Origin of the sequence: Streptomyces sp. NPDC048659 (assembly GCF_040650575.1) — a bacterium.
GTDB lineage: Bacteria > Actinomycetota > Actinomycetes > Streptomycetales > Streptomycetaceae > Streptomyces.
In genome coordinates, this window is record NZ_JBEZHM010000085.1 from 1 (window position 1) to 24440 (window position 24440).

The window sequence follows — 24440 nt, forward strand, 5'->3', positions numbered from 1 at the left end:
GGCACCCACATCAGTAAGGGATAGGTTTCAGGCCACCCAGGCGGATAAATCCCGGGGGACGGGACGCACACACTGCGATCATGGAGCCGCTCGACCCCCCCGCAGGGACGATCCCGCCTACACGGACGCGTCCGGCGGGGCGCTGTCGCGGGCCCCCGCGCGCAGGGACGATCCCCCCCTACTAGCAACCCCTGTGATCTGTGATCTGTGATGTGGCCTGGCACTGGCACCCCCAAGGGAGCGGGCCCCCCGCGCGCAGGGACGGTCCCCTCCTCGCCGCCGCAGCCGCCGTCCGGGCCTTGCGGGCCCCCACGCGCAGGGACGATCCCAAGCGCAAGGGCTACGTCTACCTCGCGAGCGCGCGGGCCCCCCGCGCGCAGGGACGATCCCGAGGCGTTCACCGAGTTCCTGGCCGGCACGTTGCCCCCCCGCAGGGACGATCCCAGGTGAAGGGCCCGGCCTGCTGGCCGGACCCTGCGGGTCCCCCGCGCGCAGGGACGATCTCCTCGACATCCACCTCATAGCCATAGCCCGGCTCCGTTTGCGAGTCCCCCGCGCGCAAGGACGATCCTGGTGGTCTTCGACCCCTTCCCAGCCAGTGCGAGCGGGTCCCTCGCACACAGAGACAGTCCCTACAAGCCGGTCTATCGTTCGCTGCGTCCGACGCCGGTAGAGATCCGGATCGCCCGCGAGCTGCCCAGGACGTGCGCACGAGCACGACGGCCTTCCCGCTGACTCCGGGCGACACCCGCCCCCGCTGACGAGACGCCTGCAGCAGTTTCGTCGGCCTCGGGCACCTGGTCCGCGCGCTGTACGACGAGGTCGACTCCTTGGACATCCACCCGATCTGCGTTGGACCTTGGAGGCCGCGGTGGAGATGTGCGCCACGAGCCGCTCGACGAGCTGGAGGCGTACCTGGCCGATCGGAGCGGCGCGCATCCCGAGCATCTCCCGGTGCTGGAGCAGCAGCTCCGCGAGGGGGACGCTGAGCCCGCTGAGCTTGGACCCGCTCCTGGGCGTCGGCTAGCCGCAGCCGGCGGGCGCGGTGCTGGCACTTGGCCGCGAGGAACCGGGGTGGGCGGCTGGCCCTCTTCTGGCGTGTCGCCCGGTGTGGTGCCGGGGGCGCGCCGCTGCGCCTCTGACCTGGGTGGATGGCGGGACGGGTTTCAGAATTCTGCAAGAGCAGCCGCTTTTTGATCGCCGGTCAATTCCCTTGTGAAATCTTTCCCCGCTCGACTGTTCCCATGATCATCGGAAATGATCGCCTGGGGTCCATATCAGGTCGGGTGTCACACATGTGCCCTATTTGGCAGATGTGACGAAGTTTTCCGCCGGGGCTCCAACGAAACCCTATGGCGCCGCTGGATCGCCACAGAAAGCGCTCGTGTGGGGCTTTTTGGCGGATTCGCAGGTAGCGGGCCGTGTCGATAACGTCACCCGCAGGTGCGTGCGAGGTCCCGAATCATGTCCTCAGAAAACTAGTCCGGGGCCCCGCACGCGTGCAGCTACACACGAAGGAGCACGTCTAATGGCACGTACTACCCCGCGGCGCCGCCGGGCCAAACGGTTTTCTCCCCGTCTCGCCCAGAGCGAGAGTAGTCGGCGTAACGAAACCTTTCGTTTCATGAACCGGGTTGGAAAGCGAGGACTTATCGCGTTCATCGCGGTCCTGGCCACCGGTTTCGTGCTGATTCACGGCCACCAGGTCCAGGTCACCGTCACGCCCGGGACCGTCACCGCCCTCGGCGGTGTCCTCTCCAGCGCCGCGGTCGCCATGTTCGGGCTGCGCCGCCACCGGCGCTGACACCCCGTGGTGGTGAGGGGCACCTCACGTGTCCCTCACCACCGCTTGCCTCGGGCAACCGCTCCCGCCGCGCCCTCGCGGCCCCGGCGGGAGCGGCGGATCCGTGACAGAACCCGGGGGAAGTCTGGCCTCTCCGGCCAGCCGAAACCCGGATGGAACCCTTTTCGTGACGTGGGAAGCAGCAACAACGATGGACACATGTGAGGTATGCGGTTCCCCCCTGGGGCACCCCGCCGGGAGAGGCCGGCCTCGCAAGTACTGCGACGACCGGTGCCGGCAGGCCGCGTTCCGCCTCCGCCAGGGTCTGCCCCCCGGCCTGCCCGCCGACGAGGTGCCGGCTCCGGTGATGAGCGCGGGCGAGGAGGCATTCGTCGAGATACTCAAGGATCTCGTGGACGGCGCCCGGGAACTGCTGCGGGTCATGCCCTCCTGCGACGGCGAGGAGCCGCTGAAGCGCCTCGCACAGATGCAGCACCAGGTGGACGGACTCACCGCCGCCGCGGTCGGCCGCGCCCGCCACCGGCGGGTCACCTGGGGCCGGATCGGCAGCATCCTGGGCATCAGCGAGGACACCGCGCGCCACCGCCACTCCGAGCGGTACATCCTTCGCCGGATCTCCCGCCTGACCCGCTCCACCCAGCAGCCCTGCTCCCTGGCCAGCCTCTTCAGCACCCCCGCCGCCACCGCGACCACCACCCCGGAAGGCGGGTCCGGCCCCCTGGCTCCGCCGGCCCCCACCGAACCCGCAGTCCCGGCCGGCGAGACAGCGGAGCCCATCGCCCCGAGCAGCCCCGCCTACAACCGCCTGGCCCCCATCCTGTCCATGCTCCTGCGCACCGCCCAGCTCCCCAACAAGGAGGTGAGCCAGAGGATCGGCTGCTCCGCCTCGTACCTGTCGCGCATCCTCAGCGGCGACCGCGTGCCGACCTGGACCCTCACCCAGAAGTTCGCGCAGGTCTGCGGCGCCGACCCCTCCGTCCTGCGCAAGGTCTGGGAGTCCCAGAAGCTCAGCGAGAAGGATCGGGACGCCACCGTCACCCAGCACGGCACCACCCGAATGCCCGCCGCCCAGCGGCTGCGCACGGCGGTGGAGACGCTCCACACCAAGGCCGGACGCCCCGCCGCCCAGCACCTCGCGGTCGCCAGCCGCTGGACCCTGGACACCGCCGACATCGCCGCGCTCCTCGAGGGCGAGGTCCTGCCCACGGACGAAGTGCTCCTGGCGTTCGTCCGCCTCCTCGGAGGCGACCTCGCCTACTTCACGACTCTGCTCTCCGACGCCCGCTACGAGGCCGGCATGCAGCAGACTCCCCGCCAGCCCCCGCCTCCGCCCGCCCACCCGCCGGCTCACGCCGGGGGCACCGCACCGCTCGGCGGCCTCGACGAAACCATGGAGGCGTTCAGCGCCGCCTTCACCGCGCAAGACCCTCTGGAAGGTGCCCGCGCCCGCCTCCTGAGCAAGGCTGCACGGAGAAGCGCCGCCCCGGCCGAACCGGCCGCCGTTCCGATCCCCAGCCCCGGCGGCACACGCACCCGCGCGGCCGTGCTGGGCCGCATGCCCCCCCGGGCGTTATGGGCCTGAGCGCGGCCCCACCCCGGCGCGGAGTCCAGGCACTGCCCGTACTCCGCGCCACCTCGGGCTGCCGCAGAGACGCCGTTAACGCTGACGCGTTTGTACTCCCGTGCACCCCCGTGTACTCCCGTGCACTCAGCCGCTCCGGGCGGATGTAGAGCAGGGCCTCGGTATCGCCGGGGCGAGACGGTGAGGAGATGTGATGGCCGCATACGAACAGCCGGACGGGAACTGCCGGGCGGACTGCTGGGCGGCGCAGCCGGCCGGACCGGGCAGGGCACGCCGTTGTATCTGCGAGTGGCTCGTCGCCCGGGACGAGGCGTACTGGGAGGAGCCGGCCGACCTGTTCGCCAGGGAGTGGGACTCCGCCTGACCGGAACCCCGCGAAAGTGCCACCTGCTGGGCGCCGGCGTAGACAGACGAGCGGCCTGCCCCCGAATCCGGGGCAGGCCGCTCGCGGTGCGCGGGTTAGTCGTCCCGGCCGCGATCGGCGGCGACGCCCCACTCGGGGTCCCGCGGGGCGGGGACGATGCCCCAGCCCGTGTCGTGCAGCCCCCAGCCGGGATCCCGTCGGACCCAGCCGGTGTCACCGTTCACTCCCCATCCGACGTCTCGTCGCATGGCCCCTCCTTGCATCGGCTCGCGTGTGCTGGCCGCGACGGTATCCGCCGCCCTCCCGGGGGAACAGGTACGTTCCGTTGCTTCGTCACCTGGCCCTGCGGCCGGAAGCCACGCTTCGGCCGACGGTGCGCGGTTCAGCGGCAGCCAGATGTGGGGAAGACGGCTCCGTACCGGCGGCCGCCCCGGTGCCAGAGCACCAGGCCCTGTCGGACGTCGGCCGCCAGATGTGCTTGCCGCGCCTGCCACGGAATCGAAGCCGTGCACCGTGTGGCCGCTGGGGGCGGCAGCACGCCATAATCGGGCTATGCCCTCTTCCGCTGCTTCCGTGCCGTCCGCGTTCGACGTGCTGTGCGCGCGCTACAGCAAGCGGCTCCCGGACCGGCTGGAGGACCTGGACGGCCCCACCCAGGGCACGGTCGACCTTCCACTGCACGTGGCCTGGTCGGGACGGCGCCGCTACTCTCTGAACGGCGCCCGCGCGCGGATGAGCCTGTACCGCACGGTGCTCGCCGAGGGACAGCGCGAAGACCTGGAGGCGGTCCTGAACCGGGACCTGCTGGTGAGCCAGTGGCCCGTGCTGCGCACGCTCGTGAGCCGTCCTCTGCGTGACGCGTGGGAAGCCGCTTTCCCCCAGCTCATGGATACGCGGGGCGCTTCCGCCGCGTGAACTGGGACGACATGCACCGTCGGCTGCTCGCCGACGTCCTCGCCATCGGCACCGACTACCCGCTGGTGATCACCGGCGGGTAGTCGGTCCAGGCCCATGGGCTGGTCAGCCGGCTCAGCCAGGACCTCGACGTGGCCACGCAGAACCCGGCGCCGATGGCGGAGATCATGCGCACGCTCGGCAGCGGTCTCGAAGAGCGGGGCTGGGCGGTGCGGCAGATCGAATCCGACCCCCTCATGGCCAGGCTTGTCATCACCGACCCCTCCACGGGTGAGGAGTGCGAGGTCGACATCCTCAAGGAAGCCTTCTGGGCGCCGCCTAAGGACACCGAGTACGGACTGGTTCTGTCCCTGGACGATGTGATCGGCACCAAGGTCCGCGCCTTGGCGGACCGCGGTGCGGTGCGGGACCTCATCGACGTTCATGCGGCTTCCCGCCACCGCAGCAACGCCGATTTGGAGACCCTCGGCCGCCGCCACGCCCGGTTCGAGTTCAGCCTCCATGATCTGCGGGACCGGCTCGGCGGCGCCGAATGGTGGGACGACGAGGACTACACCGGCTACGGTCTCACTCCCAGCGAGATCGCCGAGCTTCGGGCTTGGGCCTTGGCCTGGGCTGCCGACCTGGACGTGCAGCTCGTGGCCGAGGAGACCCCTGACGACGCTTGAGCGGCCGGCTCGGGTGCTGAGGAGCGGGTGGGAGGGGCCGGCGGCTCCCCGGTGTTGACGGGTTACCGAAGCTGCTCGTTCGTATAGACCTGTTCGACATCAGCCTCGATGACGTCGCGCAGCGTGTCGTCATCGTCTGGTGCTTCAAGGCCGAGGGCAGTGATGACGCTTCGGTAGTGCGGCGCGAAGTCCGGGTCGCCGGCTGCCAGCAGGGAGGACAGGAGAGGCGCGTCTGCTGTTTTCGCCCGGTCGACCATGGTCAGAACCTGCACGCGTTCGTGAGTGGTCAGGCGAGGGAGCGCGGAGCCGAGCTGGCTCTCCAGCCGTTCCCAGCTCGTGGCGGTCCGCTCGCGCGCGGCTTTCTTCAGGGCGCCGCGGACGGCGGCGGCTACGGGCACGAGGCGCGCGGACGTCCCGCCGTGTTGCACAGGCGGTTCCGGCTCCGGCAGTGCGGCGGCCGCGCCTTCGGACGAAGGCCACTGAGTGGGGTCGGCAAGCTTCTGCGCCCACTTGTCCACGTCGTATCGCTCCGCTACCGACAGGAGGTCGCCGGCCGTTCTGGCAAGAGGCACGAGGCTTCCGATGAGCTGCTTCTCCTGCACCGACGCGATGCCTTTGACCCTCAGTTGCCCGATGACGCTCCGGGCCCGGGCCAGTGCCTGTCGCTGGGACTGTCGCTGGGCTCGCGTCGGCTTCTTGCGCCGGGGAACCAGTGACGTGGCCAGCCGCGGCGGCGCAGGCCGGCCGGGTCGGCGCCGAGCGTCCCGAAGAAGCGCGTCGGCCGAGACCAGAATGCTCGATTCCTCCGGCGTCGTGGCCTTGTCGTGCTTGAGGAGTTCGTTGACCTGCGGGACCAACGTGAGCACTTCGAGGTCACGGCTGTGCTGCACGGCCTCGTCGATGCGGGTGAAGAGCAGCTGCCGGATGCGGTTCTGGCGGCTGATCCAGTCTTCCGCGTGCTTGATCGCGGTCTGCAGATGCTCGTACGCCTGGGCCTCGCACCTGGCCAGCTCCCGCTCGGCCTCTGTGTGGAGCTGGCGGACGACGGCGGTCTCCTTCTCCCGCACGGCGGTGTTGATCCGCCTTGCCAGGGCGCCGATCTGGGCCGGGACCTCCGCCACGGCGCTACGCGGCTGCTGTCGTGCCGCCGGCTGGACAGCGTCGGCGGTGGGCGTTGCGGGAGCGGTGTCCGTAGCTGGCGGGAGCCGTCGCTCGGCCTGCAGCCGCGCGACAACGGGGGTGATGAGCCGCCCGTGCTCGTCGATGGTGCAGTCCGCCAGATCGATGTTCCATTCCGTTCCCACGTGGGGGAGCTCGGTGCCGAGGATCATGACGCGCTTGTTGCCGTCGCTGTCGAACCTGACGCGGTTCACGTACCCCCGGCGCGCGAGGGTCAGGTGATCGAGGGTCACGCCAGGGCCGAGGATGATGTCGCCTGCGTCGGCGCCGAGGCTGGGGGGTGTCGTGCGGTCCATGTACAGGTCGATCTTGTGACCGCCGAGCGCGATCTCCACAAGGGACCCGATCGGCGAATTGTCCCGCTCGGCGTAGCGGTACCGGGGGTTGTGCCCCTGGCCGCGCAGCCACGCCTGGGTGGCCGCCTTCACGTAGAGGTGGTCCGCGCTCGCGACGCCTGGGGAACGCCGGCCGCATGAGGGCAGGATTCCGTCGGGGTCGGGGAAGTGCGCGAAGTGGCTGACGCGGGCGTTGCCCCGTCGCGTCATGAGCTGCCCCCCGCACCCGCCGAGCAGTACTCCGCACCAAAACGTCGCCCCGAGGTACTCCTGGCGGAACTCATCGAGCTCGACCGAGTCTGTCGGGCACACCACTGGGTCGTCAGATTCCGGGTCCCCTAGGACTGCCGTCTGAATCTGTCGGGTGTCGAAGCTCAAAGCCAGCCCCTTCGCCAGCAGGTCCGCCCAGCCTCTCGCGCGCGAATGGCGCCTGTTCAGCAAGAGGCGGTTGATCACGTTCAGTCATTCAGCCTAAAGATCGCCCGTGGCGGCTGCTCCGAAACGTCGGTGCCGACGCCTTGCTGAGCTCGTGCCTCAATCTGCAGTCCGCCGGCGCTCGGCAACCAGCGCCCGCCAGCGTCCGGCGACGACGGCTTCGTCGTCGATCCACCGCGCCCTGGAGTCCGTGCCGGGCTGGGTGCCGGCCATGTGGTGGGCCAGGTCGCCGTAGTACGCGTAGTCGCCGCCGTCCTGCGCGCCCAGGCGCGTGATGGCCTCGGCGGTCGCGGGAGCGTCGCCGCGGACGGTGTGGTGGAAGGCGAGCGCGAGGTCGAGCATCTTCTCGGGGGCGACGAGGCCGGCGGTGCGGGCCTCTGCCCGCAGGATTTCGGCGCGGTCGGGTACGCCGGTGTCGGTTCCGGCGTCGCGGGCGAGGGCGGCGATCTTCACGGTGAGGGTGGTGGCGCGCAGGTCGAGGCCGGTCAGGAGCTGTTCGGCGAGGTCGATCTCGTCGTCGGCGGCGGCGGGGTCGGAGAAGGCGAGGACGAAGGCGCGCTGGGCCTGGGATGTGGCCCGTTCGCCGGCGACGCCGTGCTGCTCGGCCTCGTCGCGGGCGGCCTGGTAGGCGGTGGCGGCGCGGTGCATGTCGCCGTGGGGCCACCAGATGTCGCCGTCGACGCGGTGGTGGCGGCCGGCCCATCCGAGGGTCGGGACGACGGCGTGGGCGGTGGGGAAGTCGCCGGCGAGGCGGGCGAGGTGGGCCAGGCCGCGGCGGGCGGCGGGGGCGAGGCGGCCTCCGTGGTCGGCGACGTACTGCATGCCGGCGCGGGAGTCCGCGGAGCGGCCGAGGTCGCGCTGGGCCTTGGCGAGGTAGTAGACGGCCATCTGCTGGAGCTCGCCGGGGAGGTGTCCGGCGGCGGTGAGGGCGGCCAGGCGCTCGGCGGTGCGGGAGCGGTGTTCGTGCTGCCGACGGGCGAGGGTGCTGAGCAGCTCGGCGAGCGCGTCGGCCGCCGTCGCCGTACCGGGTCCGGCCTCCCGGTCGTGGGGGGCGGGCGGGGCGACGGGTTCCCATACGGAGTCGGAGACGTAGGCCCAGGCGGCGTCGGTGAGCCAGCCGAGCTCGAGGCGGAAGTCGCGGGCGAGGGTGAGGCCCTGGCGCAGGCAGCCGGTCAGCAGCAGCCGGTCGCGGCCTGTACCGGCTGCCCACTGTTCGCCGAGCGCTGTGTGCGCGCGGGCGGCGGCGGCCTGTGTAGGCTCGCATTTGGAATGTCCCGTTCCACCGTGATGATCTGGGATCTCCGACCGTCCCATTTGAGGGACACAGCGCTTCTGTCTCACGGTCCTGTCCCTTGAGGCCGACGCCGCCGCGGATGTCATGCCCAGGACCGCAGTCATCCGTCGACGTCACCGGGTTCGCCACCGCGCGCAGTGGGACCTCGTGTTTTGCACAACTCAGCTGGTGCTGGCCGCTATGAACTTCCAGAAGTACGCTCCGGCCCCGCCACCGCCGATGAGGCCGTAGCCAGTGGCGTCCGCGACCCACGCCAGGGTTACGAGGGCCTGCTCGGTTCGCGTCATGGTGACTGGATTACCTTGGCGATCCCAAATCCGCAAGGACAGGTCGTTACTGGCTGTTGCCAGGTAGGCGCCGTCGGGCGAGTACGAGACAGCATTCACTGCGGCGGTATGGGCGCCGAGGGAGTGGAGTTGGGGGCGGGTGGTTGTCGGGTCCCATACGATCACCTGGCCGTTCTCGAGGCCTGCGGCGAGTTGGGCTCCGTCGGGCGAGTACGCAACCGTGCATACATCCCGGGAATGGGCATAGTGGCCTTTATGCTGGCCGGAGACCGGGTCCATGACGCTGACGAGCGAACCGTCGGCAATGGCCAGTTCGCGTCCATCGGGAGCATACGCCAACGCGGTGACATCCATGAGGCGATGCATGTACGCCCCAGAGGCCAGGTGCCAGAGCCGCAAGCCGTCGCCGGCACCCGAGGCGAGTTGAGTCCCGTCCGGCGAGTACGTCAACGCGCGAATTTCACCCTTGTGCCCGGAGAGAGTTTCGGTCACTTCTTCGCTCTGCTGGTTCCGGATCCGGATGGCATGATCTTCGGCGCCACCCGTGGCGATGTGGGTTCCATCCGGGGACATAGCGACCGGAAACCGCCAGACGGCGCGTTCAGGAACGGCAATGGTACGCACCGCATCGGTGCTCCACCCGTCGGTCCCCGCCTCAATGATCAGTAGTGTGTCGTTAGAGGCGACCGCGACCTGCGTCCCGTTCCGTGCGAGGTCGAAGCTCCACACGGCTCCGGAGCGGGACTCGATGGATTCGGCATGGGGATTCCAGATGCGCACCGCATTGTCTTTTCCCGCGCTGGCGAGGCGCATTCCGTTGGGGGAATAGGCCAGGGCATGCACGCGGTCAGGATGGCGGTGCAGCCCATGGATGGCGGCACCCGTGGCGGTGTCCCACAGTCGCACCGTCCCGTCGGCTCCCGCCGTGGCCAGTTGCGCGCCGTCCGGAGAGCACGCTGCTGTCTGCAGTCTGCCGGTGTCGAGGCTGATGTCATGCATCAGTGCGCCCGTGGCCCTGTGATGGATTTCGACGATCGGATCGTCGAAGGAACTGTTGCCAGCAATGACGTAGTGCGAGCTGGAGATGGCCAGGACGCGGATTTTGAAGGCGTCTCCGCGAGCTACAGCGAGGGTGGCCCCGGTGACCGGATCCCAGACCCGCATCGTTCCGTCGGCGGCTCCTGTGACGAGCTTCCTGCCGTCAGGTGTGTATGCCAGTGCGCGGACTCGGCCGGTGTGCCCGCGGAGGACAGCGGTGATCTTGCCGGTGGCCGGGTTCCAGATCCGAACCTTCTTGTCGTGGCCGACGGTGGCGAGTTGGGTCCCGTTCGGCGCATACGCAAGGTCACGGGTCTTGCCGGTGAGGCGGCGGGGCAGGGAACGGGGGGCGGTGCCGGTGGCCAAGTCCCAGAGGCTGACTCCGAAGGATCCTGCGGCGGCCAGCTGGGTTCCGTCAGGCGAGTAGGTCAGGACCTGGACCCGTTTGAGCCATGGGAATCTGAGCTTGAGGATGTGAGCGGTGCTGCTGGACCCGAGGTCCCAGAGTCGGATGGAGCCGTCGTCGCCCGCACTGGCGAGCTGTGAGCCATCGGGTGAGAACGCCAGGGCGTACACCCAGTCGGTGTGGCCCAGAAAGGTACGTTCCGAGGCAGGATCAGGCAGATCGGGCAAGTCACCGTCATCGATCAGGACCGGAGCAGGGCGTTCTGCACGGCGCGCGGCGATCTGGTCCTGCCAGGCGGGGATCTGGAAAAGGCGCTCGTGAAGAATGCCGACAACAGCTTCTGGGGGATCGGTGGGCGCCAAAAGGTGCGCCGTTCGGGCGATCTCGCGGGCTCGCTGCATCGACGATTCGGTGGCAACTCGGAAGCAGTCGTCCTGCGTCGCGGCCGGCCCCTGGTGTAAGAGGCGTGCTTCGACCCAGCGGATATCGCCGATGGTGGCTTCGGCTTCGGTGGGTCGCCCGGCCGCCAGAAGATGGTCGATGAGGTGATCGAGCAGATAGCCATGCTCCACCGCCCACCACGATCTGCTGGGAGCGGTTCTATCCGGGAGGAGCGGGTTTGCCAACGGCAGTTGGTCGGCCACTGCATCGACGAGCGACTCGTGCAGCTGTGTCAGGTGCGCAGGTCCTAGTTCTGCCCGGAGATAGTCACGCACGACATCGTGCAGCGCCAGTGCTCCCGTCTCGCCGTGAACCGGGTTCGCGAGACAGAGACTTGTGATCTTTCGCAGCAGAGCCTGCGATTCGGTGGTGGTCAGCCCGGCCTGATTCCGCCATAGCGATTCGACCAATGCCATCGGGACGGCGTCGTCGGTGGCGAAAACGCAGAGTTCGGCGAACCGTTCCGCACCGTGTTCCGGCAATAGTCGTACGGCGGCTTCGATGGTGGCCCGAACGGCTTTGATCCGTTGCGCCGGGTCGTTCAGATCCATGGGGTCCCACGGATCGTCGACCGCGGTCGGGCCGATTTCTCTCAGCTGCTGCAGTACGCGCGCCCCTGCCGCCGTGATTGCCGCCGCACGAGCGGATTCTCCGCTGGTCAGACTGACTTCCGCGAATATCACTCGGTTGATGAGACGCAGTAATAGCGGCCAACGGCCCGTGGCTTCCAAGAGGCTCTCGACGGTTTCGTGCGGCAATGGCGCGAGATCCCTGGTCAGCACTCGGCGAGCCTCTGGCGCGGACATTTCGTCGACCAAGATGCGCCTGGCGGTGGCAGGAAGGACATCGCGCCGACGTGTAGTGACCAGCCGGATGCAGTTTCTGCCGCCGATCAGGAACGGCCTGAGCTGCTCCGAGTCCCATACATCGTCGAGCAGGAGCAGCGTCCTTGGATGTTTCTGCAGGAGGCGCCCCAGGTGTGCGCCAGCAAGCTCAGGGTCCTCGAACACGTCGGCATTACCCGTGATGAAGCGTGTGACCTCACCTACTTTGCCTGCGATCGCCGCGCGCCCACGAACATCCCGTCCTACGGTGACCCGGTAGATCCGGCCGCCGAATCGTCGCCGCACCTTCCGGTTGGCGCACACCAGGTCGGCAAGTGTGGTCTTGCCGAACCCGCCCGCGCCTTCAAGGGCAGCCACGGCAGGCATGGGCCCATGAAGTCGGCCACATACGACGGCGATGGCCTGCTGCGTCTGAACGCGATCGATCACCCAGTCCGGTACGTCTACCGGGCCAGGAGCTGGGGGGGCTTCCGCAGCGGCAGATAATCGGTTCGCGACAGCAGTCTGCAATATTGTGGCGCCGAGACCTACGACGAGTAGCACAGCAACCGCGGGCCACGCGTGTTCCCTCAAAAGATCAAGAACGCCGGGCCAACGATCGTCCCCCGTTGCGGCGTTACTCGCCAACGCCAACAACGCAGTTGACGCAACCACTGCAGTGGTAAGGGCCAGTGCCGCCCCCCGTAGCCTCACCACAAACGCACCTCCCCCATCCTACGTTGGCAGACTACCCATCAGCAGCATGCAAATCACGGTCGCTGACCATGACCCGCTAGCGGTGGGACCTTGCCTGGCTGCTGAACATGACACACCCAAGCACGGCGAACTCCGACGTCACAAGGTCCGCCGCTCTCAAGCGGAAGGTGCCGACGCGGACGCCGTGTGCAGCAACCCCGGCCACGAGTGGTGCAGCTATGAGAACTCAGGGACGGAGCACGCCCATGGCTTGCTTTCCGTCGCAAGACCTGGGTCACCGAGACCCAACGGCGGAGGGTGCGGCCACCCACAGTGGAACTACGGTCGTAGGGCTGGTCTCCCGACCGAGTTCCCGGTCTCGACCAGCTTCGACATCTCCGCGATCACGCTGGTGAGAGTCGCTGCAGAGGACGAGACCGGGATCAGCACTATCGCCGAGCGAATGATCAGACAGGAGTTCGTCTCGCCATGCTGTCCCTTGGGCCGAACAAGGGCCGTCGTCAATGAGAAAGGGACATACGAAACGCGAACCTACAGCGGGGGTCCAGCGGTCGTCGGTGAGGTCGTCGGTGCTGCGGATGGTGGAGCGGATGAGGCCGTGGAGGTAGTACGGCCACAGGCCGAAGGGGTTCTCGTTGATGAACGGCCGCTGGATCAGCCGGTTCGCGGCAGCCTGGTGGGTGAGGCCGGCGGTGCGGGTGGCGAGCTGGGTGTCGAAGGCGTCGAGGAGCGCGACCGAGCGCAGCAGGTGGCGTTCGTCGGGGGTGAGGTCGGCGAGGGTGCGGGCGATCAGGGCGGGGAAGTCGTGCTCGAAGTCGGCCGGGGCCGGGGTGCGGCCGGTGCGGCGGATGTCGAGGAACCGCATGACGGCGAGGTCGAGGTAGAGCGGCAGGCCGTGGGAGCGGGCGGTGATCATGTCGCGGACCGGGCCGGGGATGAGCGGGGTGCCGTCGGCCTCAAGGCGGCGGGCGAGGTAGTCGTCGCAGTCCTCCGGGGCGAAGTCGCCGACCAGGACCTGCCGCCCGCGCACCGGCGCCGGAGCGGGGGCGGGGAGGATGCCGCGGGCGTGGGGGATGCCGCCGGGCCGGGAGGAGACCGCGAGGCCGGGCCAGGCGGCGGGGCCGGTGTGGTCGAGCTGGCCTTCGAGGGCGGGTTCGGCCCACTGCAGGCGGGAGCGGCCGGTGATGACGAAGAAGGCGTTGGGCATCAGCCACACGACCCGCTGGATGAGGCGCTCCAGGTCGCGGTGGGTGCGGTCGCCGACGTCCTCGAAGGTGTCCAGCAGGATCACCGGGCACACCTTCTGCCCGGCCGGGAGCCGGTCGAGCTCCCAGGCGAGCAGGTGCGGGTAGAAGGAGAGGGCCTCCAGGTCGGGCTCGGCCTCCAGCAGGTCGGCGAGCCGGAAACAGGCGGCGAGGGCCCGTACAGTCTGGCGCCGCTCCCGCAGCGCGGTCGTCAGCGCCCCGATCAGGGCGCCCGCGGCCGACCCGACGGTGCCGGGCAGCAGCAGGGCCTGGGCGACGTCGGCGAGCGCGGACTGCACCTGCTGCGGCATCGCCTTGCCGAACTTCGCGGCGAGCCCGCCACGCTGGAGGTACTCCTCCAGCGGCTCACCGGGGTGCTGCTGCTCCCAGTAGCGGCGCAGCGCGAGGTCGAACGCGGGCAGCGGGCGGCTGAGGCCGGCGAGCGCGGCGCGCAGGGTGAGGAGCAGGTCCTCGAAGCCGCCGCCGGCCGAGCGCGACAGGTCGATCCGCACCGGCAGGATCCGCGCGGATGGCGGCCAGTGGGGCTCGCCCCACTGCGCGGGCCGTGCGGCGGGCCGCGCGAGCGCGGCTTCGAGCTTGCGGGACAGGGTGGTCTTGCCGATGCCGCCGATGCCGTGGAACACGAGCACGTTGTCCCTGGGAGCCTCCAGGTCTTCGACGTCGAAGCCGGGCGCGGCGACGCGGACCAGGTGCTCGGCGAGCGCGGCCGCCACGGTGTCCCACTGGGCCTCGCGGTTGGTGAAGGCCTCCGCCGCCGCCACGCTCCGGTCGTTGCCGCTGAACAGCGCCCGCAGATCCCGCCCCGCCACGGCCCACCCCCGACTCGATGATCACCCGGAGTCCAACCTATGCCCCCGGCCGGCCCCTTCCAGGAGAAGCATCCCCTGCGCAGGGCGCGGACGGATCACGTTGGGGCGCGGTGCCATCGGATTCGGCCAGCGGGACAATGACGGTTCCGGGCAAGATCAAGATGCAGAGGTGGTATCCCCATGTCCGACAGCCCCGACTTCTCAGGCATGGACGGCGGTGAAGAGCAGGACGCGGCCGACATCGTTCGCGACGTGGTCGCCCGGTACAACGCGCTGCTGATGGAGGAGCACCGCCGGCCGATGCAGGACAAAGAGCTGGTTGCGCTGCTGAAGTTCAAGCGCGCGGAAGCGCTCGCCGACCAGGAGCGTCTGGCGGGCGCCGACCCGGAGGAAGCCGAGCGGATCGCCGGCCTCTACGCGACCCTGCTGAAGGAGCTCAAGGAGTCGTAGCCCGTCGGCGGGCGCCGTACGGGCAGGGGCCACGCGTGCGGACGCGTCCGGTCGATGCGGACCGGCTGCACCTGCGTCGGCATCAGCGGCTGGGCGAGGGCGGCGATCTCGTCCAGTTCCCGCCGGTGCTGCGGGAGCGCCCGGCGCAGACTTTCGTGGAGGCGGAGGAACGCGAGGGCCTCCTGCTCGGTGTACGGGCGCAGGCGTTCCGCCGCGAGCGCCCACCCCGCCCGTCGCCCTCCGCTCTCCTGCCGCAGCAGGGCCTGGCCGTCCCGGCGGATCACGGTCACGGCCGTGATCGCCGGGTTGCGCTGAGCGGCGTCGACGACGTCGGCCAGGGCGCGGAAGCAGACGTCGTGCCCGGCGCGCGACGTGTAGCGCGGGGCGCCGCCCCTCTGTAATGAGCGGGCGTAGCGCAGCGCCGTGGACAGCAGGCTGTCCGTTTCCCGCACGGCCAGGACCACGAGCTCGACCGGATAGCCGTCGGCCGCGAACGGCAGCGCGCTGGCGAGGAACTCCTCGACGCTGCCCGGCGCGCTCTCGATCAGCGCGTCGCCGCGTTTCCGGCGCACGTACGCTTCGGCTTCGGCGAACCAGGCGCGGTAGTCAGCGCGGATCGCGGAACCGGCGTTACGGGGGTCTTCCTCCAGCAGCCGCAGGTAGTCCGGGTGCTGGGCCTTGAAGTCGTCGCCGACCAGCTGCGTCGTCCCGGGCCGCATGGCGCGCTTGACCATCCGGGCGGCCAGCAGTTTGCCCGCGCCGGGCTGTCCCAGTACGTAGACCGCCCGGGCATCGTCCCTCGGGACGATGCCGCTCAGGTACGAGGGTGCGATGAGCTCGTCGAACACCCACTGGTGTTCCTGGGCCGAGAGCCGGTGGTAGTCCACGCCGGGTGCCCTTCGTCGCGGCTGGGCGAGGCGGCGTACGGGTTCGGCGAGCGCGGCGGCGCGTTCGGTGTCCCGCTGGACGGCCAGGCGCCGGTCCTCGCAGGGAAGTTCCCGGTGCAGCCGCTGATCGGTCCGGGCCAGTTCCCGGCGGAAGACGGCCGTCTCCTTGCCGCTCCACGGTCGGGACCGCTCGTACGCCACCGCCTTGTCGGCCGCCGGGCGGCGGCGCCACACGCCGTCGGCGAGGTCGTTGTCGTAGAGGACGGTGCCGTCGCGCCGTACGACGGTGATGCGGTCGGCCAGCTGCTCGGCCTCGATGACCGCCAGCGTGGAGAGGAGCTGCTGGGCGCAGGTGTCGTGGTTCTCCCAGGACACGTACCGGCCCGCTCCGTCGATCGCGTCGCACAGGAAGCGGTCGAGGATGCCGAGCTGGCTCCACGCCTGCGCCGTCGCCACCGCCACGACCTCGACGCGGTGCCCGCAGGCGCGGTAGGCCGCCGAGGCGACCCGGAACTCGCCGGGGTCGGCGAGGGCGGACTCGACCACGGCGTCGTAGCGCTGTGCCCGGACGTGGCCCTCGACGGCGGCCTGCCAGCCGACAGTGTCCGGGCGGACCTGGGCACCGGCGGTCCGGACGTCGGCCGCCAGGAGCGCGGGGTAGTGGCGGTGGGCGGGCTTGTAGAGGTCGCGGCCGATGCGTACGGCCCCGCCCCGCCGGTCGAGCGCCGCCTGGACCAGGTCGCCGATCGCGGTCTTGCCCGCCCCCGGCTGCCCGGCGACGACCACCACGACGGGACTGGCCTGCGGCACGGCGCCGCTCACCGCCGCCGGGAGGATCACCCGGTGCAGGACGTCCCGGTGCTCGTACTCGCTGAGCACCGCGATGGTGTGATCGGTCAACGCGCCCTCCTTGGCGGGTCGTTGGGTGGCCGTTCGGGTTGGTCCCGCGCAAACTGACCTCAGAGTAGCAGTCTCCGGGAGGGTTAAATCATGAGTTAAATGTTCGAGTCAAAAGCTAGGTTAAAGTCTGCTAGTGTCCAGGGTGGAGGTAGTGACATGGCATCCGAGGAAGAGCTGTTCGCGAGCGTCGACGCCCTGCTGGAGGAGGAGCCGCAGCTCCCGCCCCCGGCGGAGCGCGCCCGGCTTCGCGAGGCCGCCGGCATCACCCAGGCCCGCCTCGCGCAGGCCCTGAAGTCGACCGTGCAGACGGTCAAGAACTACGAGAACGGCAGGAGCGAGCCGAAGTCACCGCGCCTGGAGGCATACCAGCGGCTGCTGAAGGGATGGGCCGCGAAGTACCCCGCCCACGGCGCCCCCGCCGAACCCACTCCGGCCCCGGCCGCTCACCCGCAGCCGGAGGTGCCCGAGACGTTCACCGGCCCGGCCGCCCCGGCGGAACCAGAGACCGCCACGCCGGTTCAGGACCCCGCCGCCCCGGCCGCGGACGGGCGCCCCGCCCGTCCGGCCGCGCGCCCGGCGACGTCGTCCCGGCGTCCGGCGGCGAAGAAGGCCGCCCCGCCCGCTGTCGACCCGCGCTTCCCTCACGGTCCGCTCGCCGTCCTCGATGGCGACGGGACCGCGTACGGCGTCGACGGCCTGGTCCTTGACTGCCCCGCGACCACGGTGGTGGAGCTGGTCGAGTGGACGCTGCGCGAGTCTGGCCTCGGTGCGCCGAAGCTGAACCGCCACGGCAAGGACCAGGACCCGCTGGTCATCCTCACCACGTCCGCGGCGTCGCGCCTCGGGCTGCCCGAACGCCTCGAAGACCGCCGGGGCCTGCGCCTGCCCGAGGACCACCCGGTCGTCAAGCAGGTACTGAAGGCCAAATGGCAGCTCACCCAGCGCGGGTTCGGGCCGTGGGCGCGGATCTACCGCAAGGCCCAGGGCCGCGAGCGGCAGTGCGTGCAGCTGGCGGTCCTGCCGTGGGACGCGCTCGACTCCCGGGCCTGGCCCGGCGTATCGGAGATGGAGCCGGCCGACGTCGCCCGCGTCCTCGGCGTGTACGCCCAGCGGGTCATCACCCCGCGCGGCGGCACCGCGGTCAACGGCCTGGAGCTGATGACCGCGCTGCGCCCGCCGACCCGGCCGGTGCGCGACGAGGAGACCGGTAACTGGGTCTCGGGCCCGAACCCCGGGGCGCTGGGCACCGAGCCGATGGATCCGGCGCCGCCGGAAGGCCAGCCCGAGCACCCCGCGATCTACCACTCCGGGTGGAAGGGCGGCTTCCTGCATGAAGAGGCGTACCAGTGGGTGCGGGACGTGGACACGCTCACCGATGAGGAGTGCCTGCTCCCCTTCGCGGTAGGCCTGGACCTCAACACGGCGTTCCTCGCCGCCGCCGCGAGGCTGACGGTCGGCCTGTCGGAGCCCGAGCACTTCGTACGCCCGAACTTCTACCCGAAGGTCCCCGGGTCCTGGCTGGTCGACTTGAGCCACATCGAGCTCGACCCCCGACTGCCCAGCCCGTTCACGCCGACCGGCGAGCGCCCGACGGGGCCGGCCTGGTACCAGACCCATACCGTCGCCTACGCCCAGGAGCTCGGCCACAACGTAGAGATCCTGGAGGCGTACCTGCGCCGCGAGACCGGCGCGTACCTGGACCCGTGGCACGACCGGCTCAAGACCGCCTACGTCGACACCCTCGCCGACCTCGGCGTCACCAAGGACCTCACCGACACCGAGTTCCTGGCCGTGATGGAGCGGCACAAGGACGTCGATCCGGCGATGGCCGCCGTGCTCACCGCGATCAAGAGCACGGTGAAGGGCGGCATCGGGAAGCTGTTCGAGAACCCCCAGGGCAAGGGCTACAAAGAAGGCGAGCCGTGGCCGGCCATGATGCGGCCGACCTGGCGCCCCGACATCCGCGCCGCCGTCATCTCCAAGGCCCGCGTCAACATGCACCGCAAGCTGCTCAACATGTCGAGGATGACCGGCCTGTACCCGCTGGCCGTGCTCTCCGACTGCGTCGTCTACCCCTCCCCGGGCGCGAGCCCGCTGGACTTCCTGCCCTACGCCGCCTCGGGCAAGCCGCAGCCCGGCGGGTTCCGCCTCGGTCCCACGCCGGGCCTGGCGAAGCTCGAAGGCATCCAGGAGATGGCCTGGGCGGTCGACCTGATGGAGAAGGGCCTCAACCCCGCCCGGCACATCAAGGGCGGCGACGCCGTCCTCGACGAAGGCGAGTAGGACCCTCCCCACCGTCGCGCCCCCACCCGGCCAGACCGATCACCGAAGGAGCCCCGCCCGATGACCACCCACAGCGCCTCCGCGCGCTGGCCCGTCCCCGCCGCCCCTCCCGTCTACGACCCGGTGCTGTTCGCACGGGCGATGCGGGACATGCGCCTGACCTGGCGGGCCCGCGGTGTCCTGGCCGAACTCACCACCGGCTACGTCCCCGGTCAGGGACCCGCCATGCGGGAGCTGGCCTCCCTCACCCGCGCCGAGCGCGGCGCCGTGGCCGAAGGCCGCGAAGCCTTCGCCAAAGCGGTCGCCGAACTGCGCACCCTCGGCTACCTCGCGCCCGACGGGACCACCGCCACCGGAGTGGGCGAGCACCTGGTCGTGAACCTCGCCCCGGCCGCCGACGCCCGCCTGGTCCAGGACCAGGGCCCGCCCGACGTGGAGCGCTGACGTGACCGGAGAGATCGACGACGCGATCGAGCGGGCCGACCGCGAGGCATTCACCAAGGCCCCGCCCAAGACCCTCAAAGGCCAGATCGGGTTCCTGCTCAAGCAGTTCGGCAGCGCGAAGGCCCTCGCGGCGGAACTCGGCGTCACCGCCGACTCCGTGAACCGCTACCGGCGCGGCGCCCGCAGGCACGCCCGCCCGGACGTCGCCGCGAAGATCGACGACACGGTCAAGGCCCGGTGGCAGCCGCTGGTGCGCAAGCGCCGGCGCCAGCAGGCCGCCTCCACCGGCGGGATCACGGTGGAGACCCGGGCCCGCTTCGGGTACACCGCGCCCGTCGGCACGACCGACGACGGCCGCTTCCGGCGCCTCACCGTCCACCTCCCCCCGGAGTACGCGCAGCGCCTCTTCGACGCCCGCGACACGGGCGCCAGCGACCAGCAGATGCGCGGAATTATCGCTGATGGGTTCAAAGAAGTGTATTTTCAGGACGGCGGCGGCCGCGCTATGGGACTGTCAGACGTTGAAATCAACGACATCGATTACCTTGATCTGGACTTCTGAATAGGAGCGGACAGTATGACCGGATAATTCCCGCCCATCGACCGCGACAAAAGCCCGCTGACCGCCGTGGAGGATGAGGCCGTACGCCTGGCCGACGTCCTAGAGGCGTGCCCGCCGCGCCAGCGACGTCACCGACGCCGGCGCGGCGGGCGACATCGTCTTCACCCGCGGCCGGGAGTACCCGGGTGCTCGACTTCCGATCCGGGCCGACTGCGAGGTCTTCCAGGACCCGACCCGCGCGGCCCGGGCGCCATCCGACGCTCCCGCCGACGTGCTGTGCGACGTCGTCGTCCCCGCGCTCCTGGCCCACCCTGCCCACCGGGCCGCCGCCGTCGACGGCGACACCCTCACGGTCCAGCTGGCCCTCAGCCCCGCCGCCTGACACCGGTCGGCACACCACGGGCCCGGGCCCCGGCGTCGCACCGGCCGTCGTCACCAGGCGCCGCAGGGCCGGTCGGCACCGAGCTGGACTTCACGCCGACCTCTGCCGTCCCTGCGCTGGCCGACCGCGGCTCAGGCCGGGGGCGGTGTCGCGCCGGGCAGCTCCCCGGAAAAGGCCCACCGCTGCTCGATGGTCCACACGGCGACGCTGGAGCGGTCGCTCGACATCCGCAGCCACACCTCTTCGCCGCCGGCAGGAGCGCGACCTCCAGGTGCGCCTCCTCCCACGTGCCAACCGGGTACATCCACTCCAGGCCGTCGTTCGGCCACTTCCGCATCGCCACCGTGCGCACGCTCAGCGCCACGGCGAAGGCGTCCAGCGCCGCCTTGGGTATCCGCACCTCCGCCGGCTCCCGCTCGATCCCCGCCACTGGGCCCCTCTCGCGTCGTGCGGCGGGCCCGCGCCCGCCGTCGCGGATCAGCGTGACAGACCCGCCGCGAGCCCGGTGTCACGCTGTGAGGCTGGCAGGCTCACAGGCCGTTTCCCCAGGTGGGCGGGGTGAACTGTGAGGCTGTGAGCCTGTGAGACGGAGCTCGCGCCTCGTGCTCCCGCACGCCCTGGTGCTGCCCGCCGACGCGGAGGACGATGGAGTCGTGGGCGAGCAGCACGAGGACCAGGAGCACGGCGTCGAACCGGCGCGGCCGCCGCTGAGCGAGGCCCGCGCCCGGGAGATGGCGGCCGGGCTGCGCGAAGTGATGGACAACGTCCGGCGCTCCGTGGCGGTCCTCGCCGCCCGGGTCCGCGACGCGCACGCCGCCCGCGTCTGGGCGCCGCTCGGGCACAGCAGCTGGGAGTCGTACTGCCGGGCGGAATTCAGCATCAGCCGCGCCCAGGCGTACCGGCTCCTCGATGTCGCCCGCGCGCTCGCCGCGATCCACGACGCGGTCACCGCCGGCCCCGAGACGTCTCGCACGCGAGACACCGACCCGGGCACCGCGACCGCACTCGACTACGGCCTACCCCAACGGGCCCTGATCGCCGTCTCCGGCCGTACGGACACCGTCGCGGAGATCATCCCCGCCGCCTCGCCACGCTCGCCCACAGCGGCCTCCAGGCCCTCGACACCGCCACGGTGCGCGCCGTCGTCCGCCAGGCCGTCCGCGACGTCCGCACCGCCCCGCCGCCACCGCCCGCCGATCCGCCAGCGGACCCAACCGTCACCGCGCTGCGCGCCGCCATCGACGACCTCGCCGCGTGCTCGCACCAGCTCGGGGAGCTGATGCTCGAAGTCGCCCCCGCCTACCTCTCCAACACCGAAGCCGCCGACGTCCTGGCGCTCCTGTGCGAGCAGATCGGCGAGCCCCTCGACCACGGCCTCGTGGCCCGCCGCTACGCCCTGACCGGTGACCGCCGGGCCCTGGCTGGCACCGTGCTGTAGGGCGCTTCTGCTCGTGCTCCTGGTGGTGGTCGTCGGGTACAGCAGGGCCGTGTTCGGGGTGCAGCGCAGCATTTGCCTGGGGCGGGCGGGACAAGGCTGCTGCACAGGTAGCAGGCCGCCTCCGGCGGGTGCAGCACGGCCAGCTGCCGCGTGCTGCTGCAACAGCCCGTGCTCCCTGCTCCAGGGCAGGCAGCAGAGCCGGAGGGCCGTCCCGACCGCTGCATACCAACGCAGATCTGCTATCTCCGGCAGGAGATCCATGCACGGCTGCTGCATACAGCCGCCCGCGCTCCGAGGGGCGCCGGTTGTTCTGCTGCCCCAGAACAAGCCGGTTCACCTGGTGCTACCGGCCGCCCGGTCCTCGCGGCGGGCGGGGGGCGGCGGAGCGGCTGCGTTTGTTCTGCTCTCCCAGAACAAGGCGGTTTACCTAGTGCTACCGGATCGATCGCAAGCGGGTACGACGAAGGCGCCGCACCCGGGGTGCAGCGCCTTAGGTCTTCGAGCGGGCCGGGAGGCCCGCTGGAGGGCTTCTGAGGGCCCTCGGTGTCAGCCGGTCGCGGCGAGGTTCGCCATCTGGGCGGCGAAGCGAGCGCGTCGCTGCTCGGTGAAGCGCTCGGGCTCGGCGGCCCGGATCTCCGGGATCGGCATGGGGTAGGCGACCTTGCCGCCGGTGAGGAGCGGGTGGAGCTGGTAGAGCCCGTCTTCGAGGCTCCAGGCCAGTCCGCACTCGCGGAGCTCCTTGAAGCCGCGGTTCACGGTCGGCTTGCTGGCGCCCAGCTCGCGCGCCATCTCGTTCTGGCTGATCGCGGCGGTGCCGGCCTCGGGGTCACTGAGGTACAGCAGTTCGTCCAGGACGCGTCGGCCGGCGGTGGAGACGTCGACCAGGGCCAGGAGACGCAAGACGTCACGGGGGATCATGACGGGGGCCTCTGTGGGAGGGCTGGGGACGTAAGAGCTGCTCACGGAGCCTCACCACCATTTTCGATCAGGTCGACGTGTACCGAGGATATGCCGCGCGAGGTCATGCGCTCGCCTTGCGAACGGGCCGACGCTGCCGGAGCGTGACGACCTTCTCCTTGCGGCGGGCGGACTCCGCGGCCTTCTTCTCCGCCTCCCGCACCTGGCGCCACTCGGCGGGGTAGTCGGCGTGCGGGATGAGGCAGATCGGGCCATGCGCGCTGTTCCAGAGCGCCTGCCACTTTTCCTGCTCGCCGGAGGTCCCGGCTACCGTGAGCCACGGGTTCAGCTGGAGGACACCGCGCTTGGCGGTCCGCATCCAGCCGACGTGCGCGAAGAACTGCGACGCCTCGTTCACCGAGGCCGCCGACAGATTGCACCGGGCCTGAAGGTCGCGCTGGTTGGTCTTCACGAAGCCGCGGGCGGCGGCGCGGGTCTGGTCGTCGGCGCGGTTGGCGTTCTGCAGCGCCACGAGCTTGCACCAGACCTGGAACCAGGAGCCAGGCATCTTGAGGCTACCGAGGACGTCCATCAGCAGCCGGGCGTCCAGCACGTAGCCGCTGCACTCCGCGCTCGCGGCGAACTCGCGACCCTTGATCTTCTCCACGCCCAGGATCAAGCCGCCCTTGCCGTCCGACCGCGCAACAACTCGCTCGCCGGGGCGGACGATCGGCAGCTGGTCCATCAGCACAGTCCTCCAGGATGATCAACGTTTCAGCCTGCACGGTAGCACTAGGTAAACCGGTTTGTTCTGGAGGGGCAGAACAAACCGTGCCGCACAGTCACCTGATGACCCATCAGGTTCGGGGGGTCTTTGTTCTGGAGATCCAGAACACCCGCGAGCCCTTTGTTCTGGATCTCCAGAACAAACGGTTTCCTATCACCGCAGGTCAGAGCCGGTTTCGACGCGGAACGCTCTTATGTGTCACTAGACACCGGCCTCCACCTGAACCCCTACCGCCACGCCGCGCACCGCGCGGCACAACCAGCTGGCGGCGACGGGCGTGTCGCCGTCGACAACCACCGTTCGATGGGGGTCGGCGCCTGTGGCTGAGCGCGCTTCGCGTGCGGCACCGCGGCCCGGTGCGGGCTCGGGACAGCAGCAGCGGCTCTGAGTCTCGGGCGGTGCCGACCTTGACGCTCAAAAGCCTGGAGGCGTGGCCGGTGTTGGTGGTGGGCTCCGCCGTACGGCCTTGCGGCCGGACGGCTCATGTACCTCCGTACGCCAAATTCCGTCATTCTCATATCGGGCTTCCGTTCTGTGGCTGAGGTATTCCAGCCCGCGTGAATCGAATTCAGCATGCGAGTTTATGGCCGGGGTCGGGTGTGGCGCGCCCAGAGCCCAAACGCTACACAGCAAGTGCTGGTGATGCATCACACGGGGCGCGCGTTCCCACTCTCGGGTGATGCATGACGGAATCCGCCGCACGGCAACGGGTTGGCGTGTATGCTGGCGGGGTATTGGTGAAGTCGAGCGGCCGGTTTCGAAGGTGGGGTTCGGGTGGAGCGCAGCGGAGCCCGTCACTGCGGTGGGGCCGGCGCTCGATCGGGCCGACGGCCCGTCACTCTCGTTGCAGGGATGGTGGCTGGTAACCCCAAGCCCTACACAGGCCTGCGCGTGATGCACCTCCCCTCGTAGCCAGCCCAGGTGATCGCGCTTGCGCGGTCGCCTTCAATTCGCGCTTGCGCGAATTGCATTCCGTCCGGAATTCCGTTTACGGAATTCCGTTCCTCCGCTTGCGGAGGAATCCGAATTGCGCTTGCGCAATTCGCG

Annotated in this window: 17 protein-coding genes and 1 pseudogene; 10 read left to right on the plus strand and 8 right to left on the minus strand. The window is 70.2% G+C overall.

The genetic code is table 11. From position 1 onward, the window contains the following. The first annotated feature begins 1624 nt into the window (after positions 1 to 1624). Together AB0C99_RS36415 and AB0C99_RS36420 are read left to right on the plus strand one after the other, a co-directional pair. Positions 1625 to 1804, plus strand: coding sequence for a hypothetical protein (locus tag AB0C99_RS36415; RefSeq protein ID WP_362484275.1), 180 nt, complete (start codon positions 1625 to 1627; stop codon positions 1802 to 1804). Between the two features lie 346 nt (positions 1805 to 2150). Continuing rightward, a complete protein-coding gene (locus tag AB0C99_RS36420; RefSeq protein WP_362484277.1) occupies positions 2151 to 3386 on the plus strand; it encodes a helix-turn-helix transcriptional regulator in 1236 nt (411 codons plus the stop codon). 459 nt (positions 3387 to 3845) lie between these two features. On the opposite strand, the gene AB0C99_RS36425 is transcribed toward AB0C99_RS36420, so the two are convergent. After that, positions 3846 to 3998, minus strand: coding sequence for a hypothetical protein (locus tag AB0C99_RS36425; protein WP_362484279.1), 153 nt, complete (start codon positions 3996 to 3998; stop codon positions 3846 to 3848). A 304-nt stretch (positions 3999 to 4302) separates the two neighbouring features. Here AB0C99_RS36425 and AB0C99_RS36430 point away from each other — a divergent pair, with 304 nt between their 5' ends. Both AB0C99_RS36430 and AB0C99_RS36435 read left to right on the plus strand, forming a co-directional pair. Further along, positions 4303 to 4665: a hypothetical protein gene (locus tag AB0C99_RS36430; protein ID WP_362484281.1), complete on the plus strand. Its 363-nt coding sequence runs from the start codon at positions 4303 to 4305 to the stop codon at positions 4663 to 4665. Continuing rightward, positions 4662 to 5333, plus strand: a pseudogene (locus tag AB0C99_RS36435) (nucleotidyl transferase AbiEii/AbiGii toxin family protein). The gene AB0C99_RS36430 and the pseudogene AB0C99_RS36435 overlap by 4 nt, the downstream one beginning before the upstream one ends. Positions 5334 to 5395: 62 nt before the next feature. Here AB0C99_RS36435 and AB0C99_RS36440 read toward each other — a convergent pair. The 4 genes from AB0C99_RS36440 to AB0C99_RS36455 form a co-directional block, all read right to left on the minus strand. Beyond that, on the minus strand, positions 5396 to 7303 hold the full coding sequence (locus AB0C99_RS36440) for a hypothetical protein (protein ID WP_362484282.1): 1908 nt from the start codon (positions 7301 to 7303) through the stop codon (positions 5396 to 5398). A 78-nt stretch (positions 7304 to 7381) separates the two neighbouring features. Then, the gene (locus AB0C99_RS36445; protein ID WP_362484284.1) at positions 7382 to 8596 is read right to left on the minus strand and encodes a hypothetical protein; all 1215 of its coding nucleotides are present in this window, start codon (positions 8594 to 8596) and stop codon (positions 7382 to 7384) included. A 141-nt stretch (positions 8597 to 8737) separates the two neighbouring features. Beyond that, the gene (locus AB0C99_RS36450) at positions 8738 to 12289 is read right to left on the minus strand and encodes an NB-ARC domain-containing protein (RefSeq protein WP_362484285.1); all 3552 of its coding nucleotides are present in this window, start codon (positions 12287 to 12289) and stop codon (positions 8738 to 8740) included. Between the two features lie 274 nt (positions 12290 to 12563). Further along, positions 12564 to 14363: a hypothetical protein gene (locus AB0C99_RS36455; protein ID WP_362484287.1), complete on the minus strand. Its 1800-nt coding sequence runs from the start codon at positions 14361 to 14363 to the stop codon at positions 12564 to 12566. Positions 14364 to 14543: 180 nt separating this feature from the next. On the opposite strand from AB0C99_RS36455, the gene AB0C99_RS36460 reads away from it, so the two are divergent. Then, positions 14544 to 14813, plus strand: a complete 270-nt coding sequence (locus AB0C99_RS36460; protein ID WP_362484289.1) for a hypothetical protein — start codon at positions 14544 to 14546, stop codon at positions 14811 to 14813. Here AB0C99_RS36460 and AB0C99_RS36465 read toward each other — a convergent pair. After that, positions 14777 to 16600: a zeta toxin family protein gene (locus tag AB0C99_RS36465; protein ID WP_362484291.1), complete on the minus strand. Its 1824-nt coding sequence runs from the start codon at positions 16598 to 16600 to the stop codon at positions 14777 to 14779. The genes AB0C99_RS36460 and AB0C99_RS36465 overlap by 37 nt on opposite strands. A gap of 156 nt (positions 16601 to 16756) precedes the next feature. Here AB0C99_RS36465 and AB0C99_RS36470 point away from each other — a divergent pair, with 156 nt between their 5' ends. The 5 genes from AB0C99_RS36470 (at position 16757) to AB0C99_RS36490 (ending at position 21709) form a co-directional block, all read left to right on the plus strand. Next, positions 16757 to 18883 (plus strand): helix-turn-helix transcriptional regulator, encoded by a 2127-nt coding sequence (locus tag AB0C99_RS36470; RefSeq protein WP_362484293.1) that lies wholly within the window; start codon positions 16757 to 16759, stop codon positions 18881 to 18883. Positions 18884 to 18943: 60 nt separating this feature from the next. Further along, on the plus strand, positions 18944 to 19327 hold the full coding sequence (locus tag AB0C99_RS36475; protein WP_362484295.1) for a hypothetical protein: 384 nt from the start codon (positions 18944 to 18946) through the stop codon (positions 19325 to 19327). A 1-nt stretch (position 19328) separates the two neighbouring features. Beyond that, entirely contained in the window at positions 19329 to 19889 is a 561-nt protein-coding gene (locus AB0C99_RS36480; protein ID WP_362484297.1) for an XRE family transcriptional regulator, read from the plus strand. 984 nt (positions 19890 to 20873) lie between these two features. Continuing rightward, positions 20874 to 21551, plus strand: coding sequence for a hypothetical protein (locus tag AB0C99_RS36485; protein ID WP_362484299.1), 678 nt, complete (start codon positions 20874 to 20876; stop codon positions 21549 to 21551). After that, on the plus strand, positions 21551 to 21709 hold the full coding sequence (locus AB0C99_RS36490) for a hypothetical protein (protein ID WP_362484301.1): 159 nt from the start codon (positions 21551 to 21553) through the stop codon (positions 21707 to 21709). The genes AB0C99_RS36485 and AB0C99_RS36490 overlap by 1 nt, the downstream gene beginning before the upstream one ends. Positions 21710 to 22255: 546 nt before the next feature. Here AB0C99_RS36490 and AB0C99_RS36495 read toward each other — a convergent pair. Together AB0C99_RS36495 and AB0C99_RS36500 are read right to left on the minus strand one after the other, a co-directional pair. Next, on the minus strand, positions 22256 to 22627 hold the full coding sequence (locus AB0C99_RS36495) for a helix-turn-helix domain-containing protein (protein WP_362484303.1): 372 nt from the start codon (positions 22625 to 22627) through the stop codon (positions 22256 to 22258). A gap of 103 nt (positions 22628 to 22730) precedes the next feature. Continuing rightward, positions 22731 to 23351 (minus strand): hypothetical protein, encoded by a 621-nt coding sequence (locus AB0C99_RS36500; protein WP_362484305.1) that lies wholly within the window; start codon positions 23349 to 23351, stop codon positions 22731 to 22733. Positions 23352 to 24440 lie beyond the last annotated feature (1089 nt).